General features: G+C 68.8%; 13 protein-coding genes. 8 read left to right on the top strand and 5 right to left on the bottom strand.

Features of this window, described 5'->3' with window-relative positions:
* Nucleotides 1–20: 20 nt before the first annotated feature.
* Nucleotides 21–3,686 (bottom strand): glycoside hydrolase family 2 TIM barrel-domain containing protein, encoded by a 3,666-nt coding sequence (locus ACFOWZ_RS01920; protein WP_382367636.1) that lies wholly within the window; start codon nucleotides 3,684–3,686, stop codon nucleotides 21–23.
* Nucleotides 3,687–3,927: 241 nt separating this feature from the next.
* On the opposite strand from ACFOWZ_RS01920, the gene ACFOWZ_RS01915 reads away from it, so the two are divergent.
* The 4 genes from ACFOWZ_RS01915 to ACFOWZ_RS01900 all read left to right on the top strand — a co-directional run bounded on the left by ACFOWZ_RS01915 (nucleotide 3,928) and on the right by ACFOWZ_RS01900 (nucleotide 12,978).
* Nucleotides 3,928–5,340: a BNR repeat-containing protein gene (locus tag ACFOWZ_RS01915; protein WP_382367633.1), complete on the top strand. Its 1,413-nt coding sequence runs from the start codon at nucleotides 3,928–3,930 to the stop codon at nucleotides 5,338–5,340.
* A gap of 1 nt (nucleotide 5,341) precedes the next feature.
* Nucleotides 5,342–8,179, top strand: a complete 2,838-nt coding sequence (locus ACFOWZ_RS01910; protein WP_382367630.1) for a glycoside hydrolase — start codon at nucleotides 5,342–5,344, stop codon at nucleotides 8,177–8,179.
* Nucleotides 8,180–8,369: 190 nt separating this feature from the next.
* Nucleotides 8,370–11,045 (top strand): cellulose binding domain-containing protein, encoded by a 2,676-nt coding sequence (locus ACFOWZ_RS01905; RefSeq protein ID WP_382367627.1) that lies wholly within the window; start codon nucleotides 8,370–8,372, stop codon nucleotides 11,043–11,045.
* Between the two features lie 169 nt (nucleotides 11,046–11,214).
* Nucleotides 11,215–12,978, top strand: a complete 1,764-nt coding sequence (locus ACFOWZ_RS01900; protein WP_382367624.1) for a rhamnogalacturonan lyase — start codon at nucleotides 11,215–11,217, stop codon at nucleotides 12,976–12,978.
* Nucleotides 12,979–13,227: 249 nt separating this feature from the next.
* Here the strand turns inward: ACFOWZ_RS01900 and ACFOWZ_RS01895 are convergent, their stop codons facing one another.
* Both ACFOWZ_RS01895 and ACFOWZ_RS01890 read right to left on the bottom strand, forming a co-directional pair.
* Entirely contained in the window at nucleotides 13,228–14,223 is a 996-nt protein-coding gene (locus ACFOWZ_RS01895) for an SGNH/GDSL hydrolase family protein (protein WP_382367621.1), read from the bottom strand.
* 11 nt (nucleotides 14,224–14,234) lie between these two features.
* Nucleotides 14,235–16,469, bottom strand: a complete 2,235-nt coding sequence (locus ACFOWZ_RS01890; RefSeq protein WP_382367618.1) for a rhamnogalacturonan lyase — start codon at nucleotides 16,467–16,469, stop codon at nucleotides 14,235–14,237.
* Nucleotides 16,470–16,722: 253 nt separating this feature from the next.
* Between ACFOWZ_RS01890 and ACFOWZ_RS01885 the strand changes: the two genes are divergently transcribed.
* Nucleotides 16,723–17,730: a LacI family DNA-binding transcriptional regulator gene (locus ACFOWZ_RS01885; RefSeq protein WP_382367615.1), complete on the top strand. Its 1,008-nt coding sequence runs from the start codon at nucleotides 16,723–16,725 to the stop codon at nucleotides 17,728–17,730.
* Between the two features lie 36 nt (nucleotides 17,731–17,766).
* Here ACFOWZ_RS01885 and ACFOWZ_RS01880 read toward each other — a convergent pair whose 3' ends face one another.
* Entirely contained in the window at nucleotides 17,767–19,218 is a 1,452-nt protein-coding gene (locus tag ACFOWZ_RS01880) for a family 43 glycosylhydrolase (protein WP_382367612.1), read from the bottom strand.
* A 148-nt stretch (nucleotides 19,219–19,366) separates the two neighbouring features.
* Between ACFOWZ_RS01880 and ACFOWZ_RS01875 the strand changes: the two genes are divergently transcribed.
* Nucleotides 19,367–20,881: a discoidin domain-containing protein gene (locus ACFOWZ_RS01875; protein ID WP_382367609.1), complete on the top strand. Its 1,515-nt coding sequence runs from the start codon at nucleotides 19,367–19,369 to the stop codon at nucleotides 20,879–20,881.
* A 57-nt stretch (nucleotides 20,882–20,938) separates the two neighbouring features.
* On the opposite strand, the gene ACFOWZ_RS01870 is transcribed toward ACFOWZ_RS01875, so the two are convergent.
* A complete protein-coding gene (locus ACFOWZ_RS01870) occupies nucleotides 20,939–22,237 on the bottom strand; it encodes a jacalin-like lectin (protein ID WP_382367606.1) in 1,299 nt (432 codons plus the stop codon).
* Between the two features lie 201 nt (nucleotides 22,238–22,438).
* Here ACFOWZ_RS01870 and ACFOWZ_RS01865 point away from each other — a divergent pair, with 201 nt between their 5' ends.
* Together ACFOWZ_RS01865 and ACFOWZ_RS01860 are read left to right on the top strand one after the other, a co-directional pair.
* Nucleotides 22,439–22,951 (top strand): YbaB/EbfC family nucleoid-associated protein, encoded by a 513-nt coding sequence (locus ACFOWZ_RS01865; protein ID WP_382367603.1) that lies wholly within the window; start codon nucleotides 22,439–22,441, stop codon nucleotides 22,949–22,951.
* Between the two features lie 13 nt (nucleotides 22,952–22,964).
* Entirely contained in the window at nucleotides 22,965–24,683 is a 1,719-nt protein-coding gene (locus tag ACFOWZ_RS01860) for a WXG100 family type VII secretion target (RefSeq protein ID WP_382367600.1), read from the top strand.
* Nucleotides 24,684–26,101: the final 1,418 nt, after the last annotated feature.

Below are 26,101 nucleotides of genomic sequence, written 5' to 3'. Positions count from 1 at the left end.
TCCGGGGCCACCCCTTCCCGTCAGGCACCCGCCGGTTTGCCCGACCAGGCCTCCTGCGACGTCAGCGGCCGCAGCGTGAGCGTGTACTCGTAGGTGGAGTCGGGCCGGACCTGGCTGCGCTGCCGCACCGGGTTCGGTGTGTCACCGACACCGGTCACGGCGTGGTCGGCGTGCAGTGTGAAGTACCCCTTGTTGCGTTGCAACATGAACGGGTACGCGGCCCGTTCGAGGTCGTCGTACTGCGTCACGCTGACGTCCTTCGCGCCCGACACCAGCAGGCCGGACGTGCGGCCGTCGGTGAGCAGCGCCCACCGGGTGTCGGTGTGGTTGCCGTGGTCCTGCGGACGGTGGTACTGGACGTACTGGTCGGCCACCGAGCTCGAGTGCACCCCGATCGGCGTGCCGTCCTTGCGGTCGACGTAGCTCTCCGCCTTCCGGCCGTACCAGGCGAACTCCGAGTAGCGGTCCGGCACCGACAGCTGGACGCCGATGCGCGGCAGGTAGGGCAGTGTCCGCATCGAACCCTGCGGCGTCACCCGGTGGCCGAGCCGCAGCACGCCGGCCGAGTCCACCGAGTACACCATCGTCTGGTCGAACCACGCCCCGGTCACACCGGGTGCGGCGACCTTGCTGTCCACGACGATCCGGGTCGTCTTGAGACCGTCCTTCTCGACCCGCACACCGGCCACGGTGGTCTCCAGCCGGTCGAGGCCCGCCTTGCGCCAGTCCTCGCCCTCGGCACGGCCCCACGTGTAGGTCTCGTTGCTGATCGGCGCCCGCCACGCGTCGAGCTTCGGGCCGCTGGCGAGCAGCTCCTTGCCCCACGACTTGATGGAGGTGAGCACACCGGTCTTCTTGTCGACCGTGTAGGTCGTACCGGCAGCGGATGCCGTGACCTTGTTCGCGTCCTCGTGAGTGAACACGACGAGCCAGTCGAGCGGCGCCTTGTCGAGACCCGGCACCCGGCTGCCACCCAGCGAGAACTGGTCGTGGGCGAGCACGTGCCCGCCGTGCTGGACCGTCTCGACGGTCAGGAACCGTTCGCGGTCGGCGTCGTTGACCGGCACCGGCAGCGAGATCGGCGCGGTCGTGGCGGCGGCGACCCGCAACGGCTGCTCGCCGCTCTTGACCGTCCGCGAGCCCTCGGTGACCCGCCACCGCAACGTGAGGTCGTCGGTGCCGCTGAACTGCCGTTCGTTGGTCACCGACAACACCCCGCCGGAGTAGGCGAACCGGATCGGCTGGTGCGCCCACGCCATCTGCAGCGTCTCCGGCTGCGTCGTGCGGTCGGTGTTGATCAAACCGTCCACACCGGACAGTGTGGAGCCGTAGGCGAAGTGCGTGCCGCGTTCCTGCACGCTGTCGAAGTCCAGCGCCAGCACGGCACCGCCCACAGGAGTAGCGGCGTTGAGCTCGGTCGCCGACAGCGCCCGGTCGTAGATCCGCACGTCGTCGACATCACCGCGGGACAGCCAGCCGACCGTCGACGGGTCGTTCCACGACATCTCGAAGTCGCGGCCGATGTTCACGTCCGCCGCCGAGTGGTCGATCGTGCCCGTGAACGGCAGCGTGCCGACCTCGGCGCCGTCGAGGTAGAGCCGCAGCGCGGTGCCGTCGTACGTGCCGCTGACCCGGTGCCACTTGCCGTAGAAGTCGGCCGGCACCTTCGCCTGCACGGCCCGCCAGGTGCCGCTGTGGATGAAGAACTCGAGCGTGGTCTCGTTCTTCATCTTGAGCGTCCACTGGTGGTCGCCCTTGGCGATGATCGGGAACTGGCCGGTCCACTTGCCCGGCTTGACCCACGCGTCGAGCGTCAGCGCCGTGCCGGTGATGTCGAGCTTGCGGTCGCGGTAGACCTCGACCCAGTCGTCCAGGCCGGACAACGACAACGCCTTGCCGCGGTGACCGTCGACGAGCTTCGGCGCCCCGGCGAGCATCGCGGTGATGTTGTTGCCGGACGTGTCGGGTGCGATCCGGGTCTTCTGCTTGATGTTCTGCTCGGCCCAGTCCCAGATGAAGCCGCCCTGGGTCGCCGGGTTGGCCCGGATGATCTCCCAGAACTCCCGGAAGTTCCCCAGGCTGTTGCCCATCGCGTGCGCGTACTCGCCGAAGATCAACGGCTTGGTCGTGCTCTTCGCCTGCTCGGCGAACCGTTCCGGCGACGGGTAGCGCGGGCCCCACACGTCGGCGAACGGCGCGTCACCGTCGGGGTTGTTGGACTGGTGGTAGATCGGCCGCGACGGGTCGGCGGCCTTGACCCACTTCGCCATGTCGTAGTGGTGCGCGCCGAGTCCGGCCTCGTTGCCCGTGTCCCACAGGAAGACGCTCGGGTGGTTCTTGTCCCGCTCGACCATGCCGATCATGCGGTCCATGAACGTGTCGCGCCACTCCGGCTGGTTGGCCTGGCACCACCGCGAGCAGTTCTCGTGGTTGTGGGTCTCGATGTCGACCTCGTCGTCGATCCAGATGCCGTGCTTGTCGGCGAGGTCGTAGAAGTACGGGTCGCTCGGGTAGTGGGAGGTGCGGACGGCGTTGACGTTGAGCTGCTCCATCAGCTCCACGTCGCGTTCCTGGGCCTTGCGCGGCACGTGCCGGCCGTGCTCGGGGTCGGTCTCGGCGCGGTTGACGCCCTTGAACAGCACGCGCTTGCCGTTGACCAGCAGCGTCTTGTTCCTGATCTCGATCTTGCGGAAGCCCGTGGTGTCACTGGTGATGTGCGTGACCTCGCCGTCGGGCGCGGTGAGCGTCAGCACGACGGTGTAGACGTTCGGCGTCTCGTCGGTCCACTTGGCGGGGTTGCGCACCGGCAACGTGATCCGTGCCGTGCTGCCGTCGGTGTCCTGGCTGGCCGAACCGACCTCGGTGCCCTTGGCGTCACGCAGACTGGCGGTGACCTTGTGCGTGCCGGCGGTGCCGCCGGGCTTGTGCCCGAGCTCGACGTCCGCGGTGAGCGTCGCGTCGGTGTAGGTGGCGTCGAGGTCGGTCTTGAGCGTGACGTCCTGGATGTACGTGGCGGGCGTCGAGTACAGCGACACCGAGCGGAAGATCCCGCTGTAGCGCCACTGGTCGTAGTCCTCGAGGTAGGAACCTGCGCTCCAGCGGTGGACCTGCACGGCGACCTTGTTGCGGCCGGGCCGCAGCGCCGAGGAGATGTCGAACTCGGCCGGGGTGTAGCCGCCCTGGTCGTAGCCGACGTACTTCCCGTTGACCCACACGAAGTAGCCCGACGTCACGCCCTCGAAGCGCAGGAACGTCTCGCGCTTCGTCCAGTCGGCCGGCACGTCGAAGTCGCGGACGTACGCGCCCGTCGGGTTGACGTCGCGCGGAACGCGGGGCGGGTCGTCCGGCTGGACCTCGGTGGCGATGTTGCGGAAGATCGGGTGATCCAGGCCGTCGGTCTGCCAGGTGTGCGGCACGGTGACCGTGCGCCAGCCGGACGTGTCGTAGTCGTCGGCGTAGAACCGCGCCGGAACGTCGGCGGGCTTGTCCGCCATGGAGATCCGCCACTTGCCGTCGAGCGACTGCGTGAACGGCGTGCGCTCGTCCCCGCGCACGGCCCCGGCGACGTCGGCCTGGGGGAGCAGCAACGCGTGGTGCGGCTCCTGCCCCTCGGCGATCTTGCGCGGATCTTCGAGATAGGTGTGCACGTCAGGTGGAGGATCGACGGCGGCGGCGATCGGGGTCATCGAACCTGCCGCAACCAACATGACTGTCGCAAGAACAATCGCGCGCCGCACGCTGAACCTCCATGTTCAGACAGAAATGAACACAAGTGAACAGATCGCGGTCGAACGCGACAAGGGGCCGCGAGGTCCGCGCCCTTCACAGGTTCGAACGGTGTTATCGAACGAGGACTGTCTTGCGTTCGACTTTGTTCGACTGCACGCTGCCGATCAGCAGGCCCCCTCGACGAAGAGGACGTGCAAGATGAAACGCAGAACAGCGCCGGTCGTGCTGGCGGCCGCGGTGCTGCTGGCGTCGGTGGCAGTACCCGGAAACGCGGCACCCCTGGCGGCACCGGCGGTCAGCCTCGTGGGCGACACGCTGCTCGATTCGTCCGCGCTGTACTTCGTCTCGTACGACGGGGTGGTGAACAACAACTCGTTCCAGCAGGACGCGATCGTCACGTACATGGGGCGTCAGTACGCCACGTGGTACACCGGGAGCCGCAACGCCGTCATCGCGCGGCGGAGTCTCGGCAGCACGCGGTGGGAGACCGTGGTCCTGCCGCACCGGCTCAGCGTCGACGACTCGCACAACGTGATCTCCATCGGGATCTCCCCGCAGGACAACACGATCCACGTCGCGTTGGACACGCACAACACGCGTCTGTTCTACCTGAAGTCCAAGCCGGGCCTCGCGATCGGCGCGCAACCGTGGACCGCCGAGTCCTTCGGCGCGGTGCAGCGGACATTGGGCGGCGTCGAGCTCGGGTCGATGACGTACCCGCAGTTCGTCGTGACGCCGGAAGGCAGGCTGCAGTTCAGCTACCGCACCGGTGGTTCGGGCAACGGCGTCAACGAGCTGGCCGAGTACTCCGGCGGAACGTGGAGCAAGCTCGGCGGCTGGTCGTCCGCGACCGGGTCGTACACCGGCCCGAACGGCGTCGTGTCGAACACCAGGAACATGTACCTGCACGGCCTGAACTACGACCGGAGTGGACGGTTGCACGCTGCTTTCACCTGGCGTGAGGGCAACACGGGCGTGCTGTGCAACTCCGGCGGGCTGACCAACCACGACACCGGCTACGTCTACAGCGACGACCGCGGGCGGACGTGGCGCAACGGTGCCGGCGCCGCGGTGGGCACGACGGGGTCCAGTCCCGTGAACGTGAACTCGCCCGGCCTGGTGGTCGACCCGCTCGACCCGAACCACGGCCTGATGAACCAGGAGAGCCAGGCCGTCGACGCCGACGGCCGCCCGCACGTGGTGATCAGCTACGTGCCGGGCCGGTTCACCCAGTGCGTGTCGAACTACGCGCAGCAGCGCGCCCAGTACGGCCGCACGTTCCACGTCTTCCGCGGTGCGGACGGCAAGTGGACCAAGATGGAGGTTCCGATCGCGCCGAACCACACGCAGCGCACCAAGATCGTGCTCGACCGCAACGACAACGCGTACCTGGTGATGCCGCGCGGCAGGATCGTGGCGGCGAGCAAGGCGAGCGGCTGGACCGACTGGACGACGGTGTTCGACCGCCCGTCGCTGCAGGCGTTCGGTGAGGTCAACGTCGACACCTCCCGCGTCGCGTCACTGGGAATCCTGTCGGTGCAGTACCAGCAGACGTCCAGCGGCACGACCCCGTCCCCGATCCGCGTTGCCGACTTCCGCCTCGGAGGCTGACATGGCGAGATTGCTGCTCGCCGCCGTCCTCGTCGCGGCTGGTCTCGCCACACCGGAAGCGGCGGCGGAACCGTTGCCGCAGAACGGGGTCACGGTCCGCATCGACCCGTCCTACCAGCAGCCGGAGTTCGAGGGCTGGGGGACGAGCCTGGTCTGGTTCGCCAACGCCACCGGCGGCTATCCCGAGCCGATCCGCCGCAAGCTCGTCGACCTGCTGTTCGGTGAGGACGGCCTGCGCCTGAACATCGCGCGGTACAACATCGGCGGTGGCAACGCACCCGACGTCCGCCAGGACTACATGAAGCGCGGCGCGACGATGGAGGGCTTCTGGAAAGCCCCTCCCGGCACGACGCGCACCGACGTGGACTGGTGGCGCGCGGACAACCCCGGCCACTGGAACCTCGACGCGGACGCCAACCAGCGCTGGTGGATCGACCAGGTCAAGCGCAAGGTCACGAAGTGGGAGGCGTTCAGCAACTCACCGCCGTGGTTCCAGACCGTCAGCGGGTACGTCTCCGGCGGTTTCGACGCGAACACCGACCAGATCCGCCGGGACCGCGTCGACGACTTCGCCACCTACCTGGCTCGGGTCACCCAGCACATCGAACGCTCGCACGGCATCAAGTTCGACACGCTCGCGCCGTTGAACGAACCCAACACGAACTACTGGGGCACCCAGCTCGGCCCGGACGGCCAGCCGACCGGTGGACGTCAGGAAGGCGCGCACGCCGGACCCGAGCTGCAACAGGAGGTCCTGCTCGCCACGCGGCGCGCGCTCGACCAGCTCAGGTCGAGAGTGAAAGTGTCCGCAATGGACGAAACCAACCCGGGCACGTTCGTGCGCAACTGGAACGGCTACGGCCCGGCGCGGGACGTGATCGACCAGCTCAACGTGCACACCTACGGCACGGGCCAGCGCACCAGCGTGCGCGACATCGCCAAGGGTGCCGGCGAGAAGCTCTACATGAGCGAGGTCGAGGGCACCTGGGGCAACGGCACCACCGACTACACCGGCATGGAACCCGGTCTGGGCATCGCCACCCGGATGCTCGAGGACATCCGCGAGCTCGAACCGTCGGCCTGGGTGTTCTGGCAGCCGATCGAGGACTCGATCCCGCAGCAGGCCGCGGGCAAGAACTGGGGCAGCGTCCACGTCCCGTTCAACTGCACGGCATCCGACACCCTGGAGACCTGCCCGATCAGGACGAACTCCAAGTTCAACACCATCCGCAACTTCACCCACTTCGTCCGGCCGGGCGACAGGTTCGTCAAGACAGACGACCCGTCCAGCGTCGCCGCGGTGAAACGGTTCGGCCTGGACGCGACCGTGGTGCACGTGAACAACGGCAACACCGAACGCACGGTGACCCTCGACTTCTCCCGGTTCGGTCTCGTGTCGCCGCTGGCGAAGGTGACGCCGGTTGTCACGAACGCGGCCGGTGCCCTCGTGCGCGGCAAGCCCGTGCCGGTGGCAGGAAAGGCCGCGACGCTCGCGGTTCCGGCGAAGTCCGTCACGACGTTCCTCGTCGACGGCGTGGCCGGGGTGTCCGGTGACGCCGCGCTCGTGCAGCCCGGTCACGTGTACCGGATCGGTGCGGGCGGCAGGTCGATCACGCCGTCCGACGACTGGTCGAAGGCCGTCCTGCGCCCCACCGACACCGCCAGTGCACGACAGCTGTGGTCGGTGCGGAAGCTGGGGCACGGCAACGGGAACCGGGAGCGGTACGAGATCGTCAACGCGGTGACCGGCACCCGGCTGGCGGCCTCGGGTGAGGCCGTCGTCCTGCAGTCCGGGGACACCGCCGCACAGTGGATCATGTCCACGACCGGTGACGGCACCTGGACGTTCGTCAACGCCACCACCGGCACACTGATCGAGGCGACCGGCGAGACCGTGTCGGCGAAGACCCCCACCTCGGGCGCGAGCCAGCGGTGGACCCCGGTCGACGAAACCGTGCTGCGGACCCAGGACGCCGCCGTGTTCACGGTGCCGAAGCTGCGGCCCGTGCTGCCGCAGACCGTGACGCCGGTGCACCCGGACGGACCGCGAGGCGCTCTGCCGGTGGTGTGGAACGTCCCGCCGGACCTGATGTGGGAACGTCCCGGCACCGTGCGGGTGCACGGCACGGCGACGGACGTGCTGGGCCGCAAGCACTCCGCGCTGGCCGTGGTCACCGTCGACACGATCGCCTCGACCCTGCCCGCCCGCGCGAGGACCTACGTCGGCGGACGGCCGGACCTTCCCGCCACCGTCACGGGAATCGGCAAGCGCGGCGGTAAGGCCGAGCTCCCCGTCACGTGGGACGCGGCGGTGTTCGACCACGTCGGCACCGTCACCGTGAACGGCCGCGCCCAGGTCGTCGACGGCAGCACCGTCGCCGCCACGGCCGTCGTCGAGGTCACCGAACCCGTCGAGGTGAACGCGGCACCGGACGCGACGGTCGCGGCGACGTACACCGAGTCCGGCTACTCCGCGGACCGTCTGCGCAACGGCGTCACCGAGGAGAAAGCGTGGTCGAACTGGAGGTCCGGCACCAAGAATCCGTCCGACACGATCACGTTCACCTTCCAGAAAACACGTGATCTCACACGGGTCGCGGTGCACTCCTACCGCGACGGTGACGGTGGAATCGCCAAGAGCGTCAAGGTCCAGGTGCGCACGGCCGACGGCACGTGGGCCGACGCGAGCGGCGAGGTCGAGGTCACCGGCCTGGTGACGGACGTGGTGCTGAACCCCTCACCTCCCGCGACCGCCGTCAGGGTCGTGCTGACCGCCCGTCCTTCCGGCTACCTGACCCTCGGTGAGATCGAGGTGTTCGCCAAAGCACCGTCCCCGTGATCTGGCCGCACGCGGGGCCCCTCCGTCCTCCAGGAGAGTACGAAAGCTCCCCGCGTACTCGCATGCGTCACCCGCAAGCGTGAATTCGACCACGGTCAGCGGTCGAATCGACTCGAAAATGTCAGTGTTGATTGAACTGAAGAGAGCGCCGCCGGACACTTCGCGAAAATAGCCGAGAAGGGATTTCTCGATGCGGAGAGCTCTCGCAGGCGCACTGGCGGCGGTGACGACGGCCGCGCTCGTCGTGGTGGCACACACGGCGGGCGCGGACCGTTCCGCGGCCGCGGCCGAGACCTACTCGTGGGGCAACGTCGAAATAGCGGGCGGCGGGTTCGTCCCCGGAATCGTGTTCAACCAGAGCGAACCGAACCTGGTCTACGCGCGCACCGACATCGGTGGCGCGTACCGGTTGAACCCGCAGACGAACAGATGGATCCCGCTGCTCGACCACGTCGGACTCGACAACTGGGGCCTCAACGGGGTCGCGAGCCTCGCGACCGACGCCGTCGACCCGAACCGCGTGTACGTCGCCGCCGGCATGTACACCAACAGCTGGGACCCCAACAACGGCGCGATCCTGCGCTCCTCCGACCGCGGCACCACCTGGCAGGCCGCGCAACTGCCGTTCAAGGTCGGCGGCAACATGCCCGGCCGGGGCATGGGGGAGCGGCTCGCGATCGACCCGAACCGCAACAGCGTGCTGTACTTCGGCGCGCCCAGCGGCAAGGGCCTGTGGCGCAGCACGGACTTCGGCGCGACCTGGAACAAGGTCACGGCGTTCCCGAACGCCGGCAACTACGTCCAGGACCCCAACGACCCCAACGGTTACCTCACCGACAACCAGGGCGTGCTGTGGGTGACGTTCGACCCGCGCACCGGATCGGCCGGCTCGGCGACGCAGACCATCTACGTGGGCGTCGCGGACAAGGAGAACAACGTCTACCGCAGCACGAACGGCGGCACGACGTGGGAACGGGTGGCCGGGCAGCCGACGGGTTTCCTGCCGCACAAGGGAGTTCTCCAGGGCGACACGCTCTACCTCGCCACGAGCGACACCGGCGGTCCCTACGACGGCGGCAAGGGTGACGTCTGGAAGCTCGACACCGCGACCGGCGCGTGGACGCGGATCAGCCCGGTGCCGTCGACCAGCGCCGACAACACGTTCGGCTACAGCGGCCTGACCGTCGACCGCAAGAAGCCCGGCACGCTCATCGTCGCCACCCAGATCGCGTGGTGGCCGGACGTGACGTTCTTCCGCAGCACCGACTACGGCGCCACGTGGACGCGGATCTGGGACTGGACCAGCTATCCGAACCGCAGCTTCCGCTACAAGATGGACATCAGCGCCTCGCCGTGGCTCGACCTCGGCGCGACTCCTGCGCCGCCCGAGACGTCCCCGAAGCTCGGCTGGATGACCGAGTCGGTGGAGATCGACCCGTTCAACTCCGACCGGATGATGTACGGCACGGGCGCGACGATCTACGGCACCACGGACCTCACCGCGTGGGACCGCGGCACCCAGTTCACGATCAGGCCGATGGCCGCCGGGCTCGAGGAGACCGCGGTGAACGACCTGATCAGCCCGCCGTCGGGCCCGCCGCTGATCAGCGCGCTCGGCGACATCGGTGGCTTCCGGCACGACCGCCTGGACGCGGTGCCCGCCAGGATGTTCACCCAGCCCTACTTCACCACCACGCGCAGCCTGGACTTCGCCGAGCTGACGCCCGCGACGATGGTGCGGGTCGGCGACTTCGACAAGTCGAGCAGGCCCAACGACAACCGCGTGGCGTTCTCGACCGACGGCGGCGCGAACTGGTTCCAGGGCCAGGAGCCCGGCGGCGTGACCGGTGGCGGCACGGTCGCCGCGGCGGCGAACGGCAGCAGGTTCGTCTGGAGTCCCACCGGCGCCGGCGTGCACCACGCCGTCGGCTTCGGCAACTCGTGGACGGCCTCGACGGGCATCCCGGCGGGCGCGGTCGTGGAGTCGGACCGGGTGAACCCGATGAAGTTCTACGGGTTCTCCGCCGGGAAGTTCTACGTGAGCACCAACGGTGGCGCGACGTTCACGGCGACGGCCGCGACCGGGCTGCCGGACTCGGCGCGGTTCCAGGCCGTGGCGGGCAGGGAAGGTGACGTCTGGCTCACCGGCACGGGCGGGCTGTGGCACTCCACGGACTCCGGCGCGAGCTTCGCGAAGGTCTCCGGGGTGGCGAGCTCGCTGAACATCGGCTTCGGCAAGGCCGCGGCCGGACGCACCTACCCTGCGCTGTACCTGATCGGCGAAACCGGTGGGGTCAAGGGCGTTTTCCGTTCGGACGACACGGGGGCGAGCTGGGTTCGGATCAACGACGACCGCCACCAGTACGGCAACATCGGGGACGCGATCACCGGTGACCCGCGGGTGTACGGCCGCGTCTACCTCGGCACCAACGGCCGCGGTGTCGTGCTCGGCGAGATGACCGGAACTCCGCCCACCACAACGACCACGACCACGACCACGACGACGACCACCACGACTACGACCACGACGGGCCCGCCTCCGGGGACGGGGTGCGCGGTCAAGTACACCGTGCCGCACCAGTGGCCTGGTGGCTTCCAGGGCGGTGTCGACATCATCAACACCGGCTCGACGGCCATCAGCGGCTGGACTCTCAAGTGGACGTTCGCCAACGGCCAGGTGATCACCCAGCTGTGGAACGGGAAGCACACCCAGACCGGTGCGGCGGTGACGGTGGCGGACCAGGGCTACAACAAGGACATCGCACCGAACGCGACCGTCGGCTTCGGGTTCACCGCGAGCTGGACGGGCACGAACACCAAGCCGGTGTCGTTCACGCTCAACGATCGGCCGTGCGCGATGCCGTGATCCAGGGCCGCTCAACCGTTGGGTCAGGATCGCTGTGAACGTTCACAGCGATCCTGACCCATTTTTCGTCGTCGAATTCGGTCGAAGGTTCCGGTCGCGTTGTGTTCGATTCATTCGACGCTAATGTTCTTCTGATGAAACGTTTCAATTTCGTAGAAGGGCGAGGTCCATGAAAAAGATCACGCGAGCGCTCGGAACAGCGCTCGCCGCGATCCTCGTCGCGGGCGGTGTTCCCGCGCTCGCGGCCGGAACAGGGTCGGACCGCGGGCTCGTCAGCATCCGGTCGGTCCGCGGCGACGGCAACTTCGTCTCGTGGCGGCTGCTCGGCTCCGACGCCGCGGACGTGGCGTTCAACGTCTACCGCGACGGGGTGAAGGTCAACCGCGCGCCGGTGACGACGGCGACGAGCTATCTCGACGCGGGAGCGCCCGCGAACGCGTCCTACTCGGTGCGCCAGGTGAGCGGGGGAGGCGTGGAATCGGCGGCCACGCGGTCCGTCGGCACCCTGGCGACCAGCAGGGACGTGCCGATCCAGAGCCCTGGATCCGGTTACGTGGCGAACGACGCGTCGGTCGGCGACCTGGACGGCGACGGCGAGTACGAGATCGTCCTCAAGTGGGATCCCGCGGACGCCAAGGACAACGCGCAGGCGGGTCGCACGGGCAACGTGTACCTGGACGCGTACAAGCTCAGCGGCACGCGGTTGTGGCGCATCGACCTCGGCCGCAACATCCGCGCCGGCGCGCACTACACGCAGTTCCAGGTCTTCGACTACGACGGCGACGGCAGGGCCGAGATCGCCGTGAAGACCGCGGACGGCACCCGGTCGGGCACCGGGCAGGTGATCGGCAACGCGAACGCCGACCACCGCAACGCGGACGGCTACATCCTGACGGGACCGGAGTTCCTGTCGGTGTTCCGCGGCACGGACGGCGCCGTGCTCGACACCGAGAACTACGTGCCACCACGGGGAAACGTCTCGTCGTGGGGCGACAGCTACGGCAACCGCGTCGACCGGTTCCTGGCGGGCACGGCCTACCTGGACGGGTCGCGGCCGAGCATCGTCATGGCGCGCGGCTACTACACCCGCAGCGTGATCTCGGCGTGGGACTTCCGCGGCGGGCAGCTCACCCAGCGCTGGACGTTCGACTCGGCGGCGCAGTCGAACCGGCCGGCCTGGGAGGGCAAGGGAAACCACCAGCTGTCGGTGGCCGACGTGGACGGCGACGGCCGCGACGAGATCATCTACGGCTCGATGGCGATCGACGACAACGGGCGTGGCCTGTGGCAGAACAACACCCACCACGGCGACGCGCTGCACGTCGGCGACTTCATCCCGTCCAGGCCGGGCCTCGAGGTCTTCAAGCCCTCGGAGTGGACCACCGAGGTCTCGCACTGGATGGGCGACGCGCGCACCGGCCAGATCCTGTGGAGCGCGCCGACGTGCGGCTGCGACAACGGCCGGGCGGTGGCCGCGGACATCTGGGCCGGCAACCCCGGTGCGGAGGCGTGGTCGGCGTCGGTCGGCGGGCTCCGGTCGGCGACCACGGGAGCCCAGGTCGCGGCACGCAAGCCGGGCTCGATCAACTTCGTGATCTGGTGGGACGGCGACGCACAGCGCGAGCTGCTCAACGGCACCACGATCGACAAGTACGGCCCCAACGGCGACACGCGGCTGCTCACCGGTTCGGGCGTGGCCTCCAACAACGGCACCAAGTCCACGCCGGCGTTGCAGGCGGACATCCTCGGCGACTGGCGCGAGGAGGTCATCTGGCGCACCTCGGACAGCCGGGCGCTGCGGATCTACTCCACAACCGAGCCGACGACGATCCGGCGGCCCTCGCTGATGGAGGACCGGCAGTACCGGGAGGCGGTGGCGTGGCAGAACACCGCCTACAACCAGCCGCCGCACCCGAGCTTCGCCTCGCCCTGATCTCGGTGGATGAAGGTTCCCTTCATCCACGTCGGGCCCGGCCCCTAAGCACCAGGCCAAAACTCCTGTCCGCACCGTCGCTGCCCGGTTTTGGCGCGAAAAGCACGTTCGGGCCGCTAGATCGCCCGAACGTCACGTTCGCTCCCCAGGCCCGTTTGGCGCGAACGTGACATTGGGGCCGATAGATGGCCAGAACGTGCTTTTCGCGCCAAACAGGAGCAGTAGCGGACAGGACTCTTGGCAGCCCGCCTAGATCTTCGCGCCGACGATCGGTGCGAGACGGTCGGCGATCTTGCGGTGCCCCTGGTCGTTGGGATGCACGTTGTCGGTGGTGTCCGTGGCCTCGTCGATCCAGCCGGTGGTGTCGACGAACTGGACGTTGCGGTCCCCACCGTCGACCAGCGTCTGCACCGCCGCCTGCGTCTCCGGCAGGTACCGCTTGCGGAACGTGCCCAGCGCGAAGATCGCCGCCGTCGGGTACTTCTCCCGCGCCCGCCGCAGCAGCGTGACGTAGGAGGTGCGGAACTGATCCTTGGTGACGCTGTGCCCGACGTCGTTCGTGCCGAGGTTGATCACGACGGCGTTCGCCTTGTACCGGCCGAAGTTCCACGCCGGCGCGTCCAGGTTGAGGCCCGTGCGCAGGAAGCCTTCGCGCATGCTCAGGCAGCCGTCGGCCGCCGGGTGCAGGCAGGCGCCGCCCACCGCGATCTGGGTGTGGCCGGTCCTGAGTTTCTCGCCGGTGAGCCAGCCGTAGGCCGTGAGTGCCTGCTTCGACGACTGCTGGCCGACGGTGATGGAGTCGCCGACGAACTCGATGATCTTCGACGGCACGGTCGGGGCGAAGGTTCGTGCGCCGCTGTCGATCTCGATGCCCTGGTACACCGCGTCGCCCTTGTACGAGCCCGCGATCGGGCGGTAGGAGACGCGCAGGGTGTGGTTGCCCGCGGCCAGCGGGGTCGGCGTGAGGTTGACCGTGCCGCTCACGTTCTTGTACGCCACGTCGGGGCCGCCGTCGATGCTGACGAAGAAGTCGATCGTGCGGCGCTGCTTGAGCTTCACGGTGCGTCCGGTGAAGCCGACGACGAGGTAGGCGCCCGCCCACTCGGAGACGTAGGCGCTCGGCGAACTCGTGTTCCAGCGGCCGAAGTACTTCACGTTCGGGTCGTTGGGCGCGCTCGCCGCGGAGGCCGCCGGTGTGATCACGACGCTGCTGACGAGAACCGTTGCTGCGACCAGGAGTTTCACGGTGACACCTTTCAGCGCGAGGGCAGGGGAACGCGCGACCAGTCGACGTCCGAGGCGAAGTAGAAGCTCGGGTACGACGGCTGGTTGTAGGTGGTCTGCTGGCGGGCGACCTCGACGCGGTACTGGCGGTCGTGCATGAGCGTGTACATCTTGTGGTTCGTCGGTTCGGTGCTGAGGTAGAAGCGCAACGCCGAGCTGTCCTGCGTGCGCATGATCAGCTCCTCGCGCCAGTCGCCGAAGACGTCGGCCACGAGCGACGGATTCCCCTTGGTGCCGTTGTTGGCGCGAGTGCCGGTGGCGGTGAGCAGCGTGCCGCGCCGCCAGTCGTCGACGGTGGGCGTCACGTCCTGGGCGCCGTTCACGATCTGCGTGGTCAGATCGCCCGCCCAGCGGATGCTCATGTTCGTTCCGGGGGAACGTCTTTCGAGCTGCTGGCCGTCCGCGCTCCAGATGCCGGCGGAGTCCGAGCCGTTCGGCATGGACGCCCACGTCTCGAGACCGCGCACGTCCGGGCGGACGTCGCCGACCATGCCGCGGCCGGTGTCCGTGCCGGAGTACGCGCCGTAGATCGTCTCGCCGGTGCGCGCGTCCCGCAGGGCGTAGCCGTACGGGGCGTACCTGGCACCCTCGTGGACCATGTAGATCTCGAGTCCGGGGCGGTTCGGGTCGATGTCGGTGACGTGCAGGGCATCACCGTGACCGACCCGAACCGCGGCTCCCGGATCGACGCTGCCGGGTGGCAGCACGCCGACCGAGCTGTACTCGAGCGAACCGTCGTCGTCGAGCGTCGCTCCACCGTAGATGATCTCTTGCCTGCCGTCGCCGTCCACGTCGGCGACGCTCAACGAGTGGGAACCCTGCGTGGTGAGCTCGGCGTGGCTGGGATTGGTGCCGTCACGGCCGTGCGGGGTGTCGCGGAACGGGTTCGTCATCGGGACCCAGCCGCTGTCGACGAGCCAGCGCTTCTTCAACCGCCTGCCGTCCCAGTCGTACGTCGCGACGGTGGAGCGGGTGTAGTAGCCGCGGGCGAAGATCGCGGACGGCCGCTTGCCGTCCAGGTAGGCGACTCCGGACAGGAACCGGTCGACGCGGTTGCCCGGTTCGATGCGGGGCATGGCGTAGTCGCCCCACATGAGCCCGTCGTCGGTGCGGCCGGGCTCGTACCTGATCGTCTGCAGTTCGCGTCCCGTCGCGCCGTCGAACACCGTCAGGTACTCAGGACCGTCGACGATGAACCCGGCGAACTGGCGCAGCTTGTTGTTGGCGCTGCGGGAAGGCGCGTAGACGTCGATGAAGTGGTCCACCAGCGCGGTGGCGTCCTCTGTGGACAACGGGTAGGAGTAGCGCGGTTCGATGCCGAACGCCTGCTCCAGTGTTGCGGGCCACCGGCCCGCGACCACTTCGGGATGCTTGTCCCAGCCGCGGAACACGCCGATGAGGTGGGTGCGGAACCCTTCCGGGCTGAGCCGGTAGTCGTCGGTGTTGCTGTACCCGGCGCGGACGTCCTCGCGCGGCATGGTGATGTAGCGGCCGCGACCGTCACGGGTGCCCGGTGCGGTCTTCGTCATCAGCTCCGCGCGCCCGTCGCCGTCGAAGTCGTAGACGAGGAACTGGGTGTAGTGCGCGCCCGCGCGGATGTTCACGCCGAGGTCGATGCGGTGCAGGAAAGTGCCGTCGAGCCGGTACGTGTCGAGGTACACCGGTCCGGTGTAGCCGACCTGCGAGACGTCCTTGGAGTTGCTGGGATCCCACTTGACGACGTACTCGTACTGCCCGTCGCCGTCCACGTCGCCGACGCTGACGTCGTTGGCCGAGTAGGTGTAGCGCTCACCGGCGGGCGTCACGCCGTCCGCGGGCCTGCGCAGCGGCAGGTCGTGGTACGAGGCCGCCCAGGCGGCGACGGACTTGCTCCGCCCCAACGGGATCCCGCGCCGCACGGGTGCGACCTGGTACCGCGCACCGGGTGTCGCACCGGTGTCGAGGTAGGTGGTGCTGTCGGTGACGGTCGCGATGCGCTTTCCGTTGCGGTACACCGCGAAGTCGGGTCCCGCGAGCCCGGTGGCCGTCGCGCCGGTGGCCTCCCGGCCGAGCAGGCGCCAGCTCAGGTGCACGCCGTCGCCGGCCGTTGCCGCCACGAGCCCGCGGTCGAGGTGCTCGCCGGACGAAGGGTGTGCGGAAGCGGGCAGCTGCCCGGCGAGGACGGCTGTGACCGTCAATGGGAGCACAACGCTTCTTCGCAGGTCCACGGCGGCAACGATGACCCGTCCCAGCACATGGCGCAAGAGTCTGAATGCGTTGGCACGCAATGTGGAAAGCGTTTTCCAATCGAACGGTCGAATCGAGCGCGACGTTCGACGCGAACACTGTCGAACAAGTCGAACCGGGCGTGATTTCATGACTGTCAACCGTCAATGTGAACGTTCCCACCATCGGGGGTGAACGAAGGTTGCACTCCGCTCGTAATGTTGTCGAAACGCTTCAACACACGGAGGTGCCGACGTGGTCACCATCGCGGATGTGGCGAGGCATGCCGGCGTAGCGCCGAGCACCGTCTCCTACGTGCTCACGGGCAAGCGGTCGATCTCGCCGCAGACCCGCACCAAGGTCAGGGAGAGCATCCGGCTGCTGGGTTACCACCCGCACGCCGGTGCCCGTGCCCTCGCGACCAGCAGAGCGAACGTGGTGGCGCTGGTGCTGCCGCTGCGTCCCGGCGTGCACCTGCCGGTGTTGATGCGGTTCGTGACGGCGGCGGTCACCACGGCTCGCCGGTACGACATGGACGTGCTGCTGGTGACGGCGGACCAGGGCGCGCAGGGCCTGCGCAGGGTCGCGGGCAGCGCCCAGGTCGACGGTTTCCTCGTGATGGACGTGGAACTGGACGACGAGCGCGTGCCGTTGCTGCGGCAGATGGCACAGCCGTCAGTCCTCATCGGACGGCCGGCGGCCGCCAAGGGACTCACCTGCGTCGACCTCGACTTCGAGGCCGCCGGAGCGCGGTGCGTCGACCACCTGGCGGACCTCGGCCACCGCTACATCGGGTTCCTCGGCGCCCCGAGCGTCGTGTACCAGCGCAACACCGGCTACGCGCAACGCACGATGGCGGGGTTCGGTGCGGCCGCCATGCGACGGGGCATCGCGTCAACGGCGATGCCCGCGGAGGACGACTACGAGTCCGTGCTGGCTTCCGTGCGTTCGTTGCTGCGCACCCAACCGGCCATGACGGCGCTCGTCGTGCACAACGAGGCCGCGCTCGGCTGGATCGCGGGAAGCCTGCGCGCGTTGGGGCGCAGGGTTCCCGACGACGTGGCCGTGGTGGCGATCTGCCCGGACGAACTGGCCGAGCAGATGCAGCTCACGTCGGTGCAGCTGCCGGCGGAGGAGCTGGGGCGGCAGGCGACGGAACTGCTGGTGGCCAGGCTGAACGGGCATCCGACGGCACCGCTGACGCTGTTGCCGCCGAAGCTGTCGGGGCGCGCGAGCACCGCGCCCCGACTGCGCCGGGCCTGACGGCGCCGGGCTTGATGGCGCCGGGCTTGATGGCGTTTACTCCAGCACGAACGTCGCGTCCGCGCGGCCCTGCGCGTCGCTCACCGCCTGCAGGTTGACCAGCCCGTTGCTGTTGCGGACGTAGAGACCGGGGAAGTTGACCGACTCGAACGACACCGCCGAACTCGCGGCGAGCCCCGCCCGCTGGGAGAAGCTCGCGTCGTTGCGGAACAACGCGCTGCCGTCGTTGCGCTCGACCCAGAGCTCGTTGTTGCGGTGGCGCAGGTAGTAGCCGGGGAAGTTCGTCGACTCCAGCGACACCGTGCCGGAGCCGGTCAGGCCCGGGACGAGTTTGAACTGCGAGTCGGCGAGCGGCGACACGTTCGCCTCCAGCTTCGCCCGGTACTCCCAGTGCCGCACGAAGCTGGTGGCGTTGTAGGCCTTGAGCCGGACCGGGACGGGGCCGTCGGCGACCGGGATGCCGAAGTCCGGTGTGCCGTCGGCCTTGTAGTAGACCTTCTGCACGCGGGTGCGCCGGTTCGGGTCGTTGAGCGGATCGCCGTTGATGTCGCGGTAGTTGCGGTCGTGGTAGACCATGACGTCGCTGAGGCCGTCCTCGGACACCGTGAACGAGTTGTGGCCCGGTCCGTACTGGCCGGTCGCGTCGTTGGTGGTGAACACGGGGTTGGGGTTCTTGGTCCACGACGCGGCGTTGAGCAGGTCCGCCGACGCCGAGGCGGTCAGCAGGCCGAGGCAGTAGTTCGCGTCGGTGGCGCTGGCCGAGTACGTCAGGAAGATCTTTCCGTTGCGCTGCAACACCGTCGGCCCTTCGGCCACCTTGTACCCGCGCGTCTCCCAGGCCAGTGTCGGCACCGTCAGCCGGGTCACCGTGCCGGTGATCGTCCAGGGGTTCGCGCCCATGCGGGCGATGTAGACGTTCGAGTTCGTCGAGATGCCCGGTTCCTGCTGGGCCCAGAGCAGGTAGCGCACGCCGTTGTTCACGAACGTCGAGGCGTCCAGCGAGAAGGTGTCCCAGGGGGTCGTGATGCGGCCGCGTTCGGTCCACGTGCCGGTCACCGGGTTGGCGCTCGAGCTCTCCAGCACGTACATCCGGATGCGCCAGATGTCGTCGCTGCGCCCGGCGGCGAAGTACACGTACCACTTGCCGTTGATGAAGTGGATCTCCGGCGCCCAGATGTGCGCGGCCATCTCACCGCTCGAGTGCTTGCGCCAGATCACGGTCTCGGGCGCCGAGGCGAGTCCCTGGATCGTGGTCGCGCGGCGCAGGACGATCCGGTCGTACTCCGGAACCGTCGCGGTGAAGTAGTAGAAGCCGTCCGTGTGCTTGAAGATGTGCGGATCGGCACGCCGTTCGGCGATCGGGTTCGTGTACCGCACCGCCGGGGAAGCGGTGGCGCTCGGTACCGGGAGGCCGACGACGCAGATCACCGCGGCCAGCACCAACGCTGCGACTCGACCAAGCCTGTTATCGCTAACAACGGACACCATCGGCGAACCGTAACCCAACGTTTTCTTGGGTGACAAGCTTTGTCGAACGCCGCGTCGAACGTGTGGTGAGCGTTCACATACGTGTGTGGATTTCGGCAGACGAACGGGTCTACCACGAGCCGGAAACCGCTCGGCAGCATCGGGCCGCATGACAGTTCAGCTGAAGGCACTCCGGACGATCGTGTCGTTGGGCGTGCTCACCCTGTCCCTGACCGCTGTCCCGCCGGTCGCGAGCGCGGCCGACACCAACCTCGCGCTGAACAGACCGGCGACGGGCTCCGCCGCCTGCGCGGGCACCGAAGGGCCGGAGAAGGCCGTCAACGGCAGCGTTTCCGGCGGCAACAGCGACAAGTGGTGCTCGACGTCGTCCACCAAGTACCTGCAGGTGGACCTCGGCGTGCCCGCGTCGGTCACCGGTTTCACCGTCAAGCACGCCGGTTCCGGTGGTGAGCCGACCGTCTACAACACCAAGGCGTTCAGCGTTCAGCTGTCCGCCGACGGCACCACCTGGACCACCGCGGTGACCGTCACGAACAACACCGCCAGCACGACGACGCATCCGATCACCGCCACGAACGCCCGCTACGCGAAGCTCCTCGTCACCACGCCGACCCAGAGCACCGACCAGGCCGCGCGGATCTACGAGTTCGAGGTGTACGGCACCAGCAGCGGCACTCCCGGCGGCGGCGTGATCACCGTGTTCGACCGGATCCCGCAGTTCGGCATCTACACCAGCGAGGACCCGGTCGGCTACACCCCGCCGGCGGGCGTGCTGATGTGGAACCGCGGCACGGAGTTCGCCAGGAAGCTGACCGACGCGGAGAAGGCGCTGATCGGTGACGACCTGCGGGTGCGGGTGAGCTATCACGCGCAGTGCGACAACTACGACCGGATCGGCACGGTGTTCTACGTCGCCGTCCCGAAGGGCACCACACCGACCGCGACCACGCACAGGGTGACCCTGCAGGACTTCATCACGCCGTTCAGCAACTACTGGCGCGGCGCCAAGGCGAACTACACGTTCCCGGACGCCGACCTCGGCCCGTACGCCGGCGCGCTGGCCGACCCCGGCAAGGACGTGTACCTCGGCATCGGCGGCGGCTCCAACCCGTACCGCGGCGACCCGTGCGATTCGCACCCCGAGGTGACCCCGGAGTTCAGGGCGATCGGCTTCAAGTACTCGATGTCGCTGGTGTCGAGCGTCGAGCTGACCGCGCGGGACCACGACGTCACCGGAATGATCTCCGGCGTCCGGGAGACCACGAACTCGATCACCGCGGGTCCGGTGAAGCACACCGCGGCCGGCAACCGCGGCGACATCGCGCTGGTGATCGCCGGCTACGGCTCGGCGGCGGGCGGTGAGGAGTACTCGAACACCACGGTCACCGTGTCGGTGAACGGAACCGGGGTCGGGTCGTTCTCGACGGCGGTGGACTGCGCGAACCTGGAGCAGTACAGCCCGGACGGCAACCCCGGGATCTTCCGCAACAACACCACCAGCAACCCGCGCAGCTGGTGCCCCGGCGGGTTGATCCCGAGCCGTTACTTCCCGACCGGTGACATCACCGGGAAGGACGTGAACGTGACCATCGGCATCGGGCGTCCGGTGCCGTACGTCGGCGACTCCGGTTACCGCACGAGCGTTTCCCTGCTGGAGCACTGAGACGTAGGGGCGCGGACGTCGTGAACTGCGTCCGCGCCCCAGCGCTGTGCTCTTTTTCTAGGCGGGCACGAAGATCGCGCCGAGCCGGTCGACCTCGTCACCCGACCGGCCGGTGAAGCCCGCGAGGCGCCACCCGGCCGGTGCGGTCGCGGTGATCGTCTCGCCGGTCTGCTGGCCCGCGGAGAGCGTGCGCCCGCGGTTCGTGGTGAACGACGCCGAGAAGACCCGCGTGTGGCCGTTGTACTGGCCCTGGCTGAACTTCGCGGACACGAAGTGCTCGCCCGGTTCGAGGGTGAGGCTCGTCGCCGTGCCGCCGTTGCCGCCGTGGGTGAACGTCCTGCCGGTGGCCAAGGTGAAGGACACCTGGTCGAGCCGGCTGCCGCCGCGCAGGGTGAGCGTGCGCACGGCACCCAGGTCGACCGCGGCGAGGTCGGTGAACGGCGTGCCGTGCGGGCCGCCCGACTCGGCGCTGAGCCGGATGTTGTCGTCGGCGGACCAGTCGAACCTCGTGGCGATCGGGTAGTGGTCCGACAGCGGCTTGCCCTGTGCGTCAACGAAAGCCGCGTTGTCGTTGCGGTAGTCCCGCGCGGTCAGCGTGATCTGCCGGTTGCCCCGGTAGAGGATCTTGTCGACCACCTCGCACGCGTCGGTGAGCGCCGCCGGGTCGCACAGCACCGCGGGAGCACCCGCCGCCGGAGCCTGGCCGCCGCGTTGGAGCTGCACCCACGCGTCGGTCAGGCCGTTGGTGGTGACCAGCTCACGGATGTTGTCCTCCGCGCGGGTGTAGCGGGTGTTGGTGTCGCCCATGACGATGACCGCGTTGCCGGCCGAGTTCGCGGCGATGTAGCGGGACAGCTGGCTGATGTTCGACCGGCGCGCGGCGAGGTCGGCGTTCTCCGTGCCGGCGTTGGGGTGCAGGTTGTAGAGGTCGACGTACACGCCGTCGGCCAGCCTGATCCGCTTGTAGGTGAACCCCTTGGGCGTCAGGCAGTCCGTGCCGTTGCAGGACGACCACTTCGTGCGCTCGAGGTCGCTGTAGGGCAGGTGGGACAGGGTGTTCAGGCCGCTGCCGAACGGCACTCCGCCGCTCGTCGGCGTCCGGTGCGCGTGGTTGTCACCCGCGTACAGGGCCGCGTGGTAGTTGAAGTCCTCCTGGACGTTGATGATCTGGTAGGGCGCCAGGCGCGGGCTGATCAGCGGGGTGTTCACGGCCGGGTCGCCGGAGGAGAGGCCGTCCGGCAGGCCCGCCACGTTGTAGGTCAGCACCTCGAAGGTGCCGCCGGTCGCCGCGTGGGCCGCGGGCGTCACGAGCGACGCCAGGACGGCGGGGATGACGAGCAGGGTGGATCGTCGCATGGTGCTCCTTGCAGGGTTGGAGCGTTCGCAACACGGGAACGCGGCACGATGATCCACGATTTGTGATCGCTCACAAACAGGCCGCTCGACGGCTCGCGTCGAATTCGACGTCGAATTCGGACTCGGCTTCGTCTCGACGGCTCGCGTTGGCGTGACGTTGGCCCGCCGTTGGCGAGATCAAGTGCACTCCACAGTGCACTGGTGTCGCTATTGGAGGCTGCCTTGGATCCGTACGCGTGGGTCAACGACTTCAAAACCCGGGCGGCCGAGTTGCAACGGAAGAACGCCGAGGTGCAGGAGAACCTCGGGGCCGTCTCCGGGACCGCGTCCAGCAAGGACGGCGCGGTCAAGGTCACCGTCGGACCCAACGGCGGTCTGATGAACCTCCAGCTGGGCCACCGGGCGGTCGAGCTCGGCGCGCCCCGGCTGACGGCCCTGATCCTCGAGACCGCGCGGCAGGCGCAGAAGAACGCGGCGACGCAGGTGATCGAGGCGTTCCGGCCGATCGGCGAGGGCACGCAGGCGATGGCGATGATCACGGACGTCGTCGAGGAGGAGTTCGGCGAGGAGGCCGAGGAGGAGCACACCCTCGAACGGATCGAGGAGGACGACGCCCCGCCGGCCGCCGCGCCTGCTGCGCCTGCCGAGCCACCTCAGGCCCGTGCGCCTCGCCGCGCGGACGACGAAGACGACGACGACAACCAGCCGTGGTGACGGGAGATCAGCTGTGAGCGACGACCCGTTGCTGGTCAACATGGACGAGGACAGCAAGTACAAGGGAACGCTGTTCATCGAGGCCTACGACAGCCTGATCGACTCGATCACCGGCGAGGCCCAGAGCGAGCTCGACCTCGCGTTCAACGCGATCGGCGCGGTGGCGTCGACGGTCTCGCTCGTGCTCGACCCGTTCGGCTCGCTGCTGGGCGCCGGTCTCGGCTGGCTGATGGAGCACATCAGCATCCTGAAGGAAGCCCTCGACGAGGTGATGGGCGATCCGGAGGACATCCAGGCCAACGTCGAGGCGACCAAGGCGAAGGCCGCCGAGCTGCGGGTGCTGGCGGAGGATCACCGCCGCAGCCTGGCGACGTTCGACGGCTGGACCGGTGCCGCGTCGGAGAAGTTCCAGACGAGCATGGACACGATGGGCAAGGAGCTCGACGGCCTGGCGGACGGCGTCGAGGGCAAGGCCAAGGTCGTGGCGATGATGGGCACGCTCGTCTCGGTGCTGCGGGACGTCGTGCGTGACGCGATCGCCCAGTTCGTCGGCTCCGTGATCGCCAACGCCGCGATCGGCCTGCTCGGCGCGATCTTCACCTTCGGCGGCTCGCTGGCCTACGCCGCCGCCCAGATCGGCCGCGAGGCAGCAGAGCTGGCGCTCACGCTCGGGTCGAAGATCCAGCGCGTCATCTCCGCGTTGTCCAAGCTGATGGGCAAGGTCGGCAACCTCGACGACGTCATGGAGAAGCTCGGCAAGAACTGGGAACGCTTCGACAACGCGGCCGACGCCGCCGAGATCAGCTACGCGGCCTACCAGGCCGCCGACGGCGTCGACAAGGCGGTCGACAAGGCCGTCCAGGACGACATCGAGAGGGACAAGCTCGACGAGGCCACCAAGGCCTCCGCGGACGCCACGGCCAAGTACCAGACCACGAAGGACGCCGAGTCGAAGCAGGCCGACGAGGTGGGCAGGGCCAACGACGCGTTGTCCGCGGCCGGCGACAAGACCCAGTCCGCCGCTGTGGACGTCCAGCGCGCCGCCGAAGAGGTCAACCGCGCGGCGGCGTCCGGCAACCAGGCCGCCTACGACGCGGCGAAGGCCAAGTACGACGCGGCGGACGCGAAGTACGACGCCGCCCGTGCCGAAGCCGTGACCGCGGCGCAGAACGTGGCCCGCGAGACCCGCGAGCTGAGCGACGCCGCCAAGGCCAGCTACGACGCCCTGCAGGCCGGAAAGCCCGCGGACGACGCGGCGCAGAAGGCCTACGACGACTACCTGAAGTACACCGGCACCACCGCGGACCCGGCGGTGACCGCGAAGAACGACGCCGCGAGGGCAGCCAACGAGGCCTACGAGAAGGCCAACGTCGACTTCATGGCCAAGAACGCGGCAGCGGCCGAAGCCAACGCCCGCGCGTTCGAGTCGGGCTCGGACGCCGACGTCGCGGCGGCCGAGAAGGCGGCGCAGGAGGCTCAGACGGCGGGCAAGTCGCTCGAGTCCGCCGCGGCCGAGGCCAAAGCGGCGGGCGAAGCAGCCCGAGCCGCCGCGGGCGCGGCTTCGGGTTCCGGCGGCTCTGCCACGCCCGAAACGCCCGATGTGGACGATCCGCTGGAGTACGCCCGCAAGGTGAACGAGTCGACCGGCTACACGGATGCGCTGAAGGGCGCCTTCGGAGGTACGAGTTCGGGCGATGCCGTGGACCCGTCCAGTCCCACCGTGAAGCACTAGTCGTCTCCTGGAGAACCGGCAATGGCCAAGGGGAACGTCAACCCCAACCCGTCCGTTTCCTCGAATCCGGCGCCGACCCCGCCTGCTCCTTCTCCTGTCGGAGCTGGTTCGGGGCCGACCGGCAACACCGGCTTCTCCATGAACGACTCGTCGATGCAGCGTCTCCAGAGCAGCGCCGGAGACCTGCAGTCCCGCCTGTCCTCGATCTCGTCAGGCCTGCGGGGCCTGAACCTGGGCGCGAACTCGCTGGGCCCGATCGGCCTGTTCGCCGTGCCGTCCCTGAACGCGTCGAACGACAGGGCGGTCGCTCAGGCCGATGCCGGTGCGCAGGCGTTCGGGAAGGTGCAGTCGGGGCTCAAGGCGACGGCCGCCACCTCTTTGGACGCGGACACGCACAACGCTTCGACGTTCAAGGGGGTCGACCCGACCACCAACGCGAAGCCGCCGCGGGGTGGGCCTGCGACGTGGGCTTCGCGCGGGAGTGGGCCGGGTGGGCCTGTGGTGTCGAAGCCCGGGTCGATTGCTGGTGGTTCGGGTGCTGGTCCGGCGAAGGCTGCTGCGCCTGGTGGGCCGGCTGTGTCGAAGGCGCCGACGATCGCGGGTGGTTCGGGTGCTGGTCCGGCGAAGGCTGCTGCGCCTGGTGGGCCGGCTGTGTCGAAGGCGCCGACGATCGCGGGTGGGACGGGCGCTGGTCCGGCGAAGGCTGCTGCGCCTGGTGGGCCGGCTGTTTCCAAGGCGCCGACGATTGCCGGTGGTTCGGGTGCTGGGCCGGCCAAGGGTGCCGCGCCTGGTGGGCCGGCTGTGTCGAAGGCGCCGACAATCGCTGGTGGGACAGGTGCTGGTCCGGCGAAGGGTGCCGCGCCTGGCGGGCCTGCTGTGTCGGCCGCGCCGACGATTGCCGGTGGGACGGGTGCCGGTCCGGCGAAGGCCGCCGGTTCAGGTGGGCCTGGGGTGTCGAAGGCGCCGACAATTGCTGGTGGTCCGGGTGCTGGTGCGGCCAAGGGTGCTGCGCCTGGCGGACCGGCTGTGTCGAAGGCGCCGACGGTCGCCGGTGGTCCGGCTGCTGGCCCGGTGAAGGGTGCCGCGCCGGGTGGGCCTGGCGTGTCGGCGGCTCCGACTATCGCTGGTGGTACCGGTGCTGGTCCGGCGAAGACCGCGGGTCCTGGTGGGCCTGGGGTGTCGAAGACGCCGACGATCCCAGGTGGTACTGGCCCTGGTGCTTCGAAGGGTGCCGCGCCGGGTGGCCCTGGCGTCTCGGCCGCGCCGACCATCGCTGGTGGCACCGGTGCTGGTCCGGCCAAGGGTGCTGCTGCGCCTGGTGGGCCTGCCGTCTCGAAGGCGCCGACGGTTCCCGGTGGTCCGGCTGCTGGTCCGGCGAGGGCCGCTGCTGGTGGTGGGCCTGGGGTGTCGCAGGCGCC

Origin of the sequence: Lentzea rhizosphaerae (assembly GCF_042649515.1) — a bacterium.
In the GTDB taxonomy this organism is placed as follows: domain Bacteria; phylum Actinomycetota; class Actinomycetes; order Mycobacteriales; family Pseudonocardiaceae; genus Lentzea; species Lentzea aerocolonigenes.
Note: the sequence above shows the minus strand (reverse complement) of the source record. Positions and strands in the feature narration are given on the sequence as shown.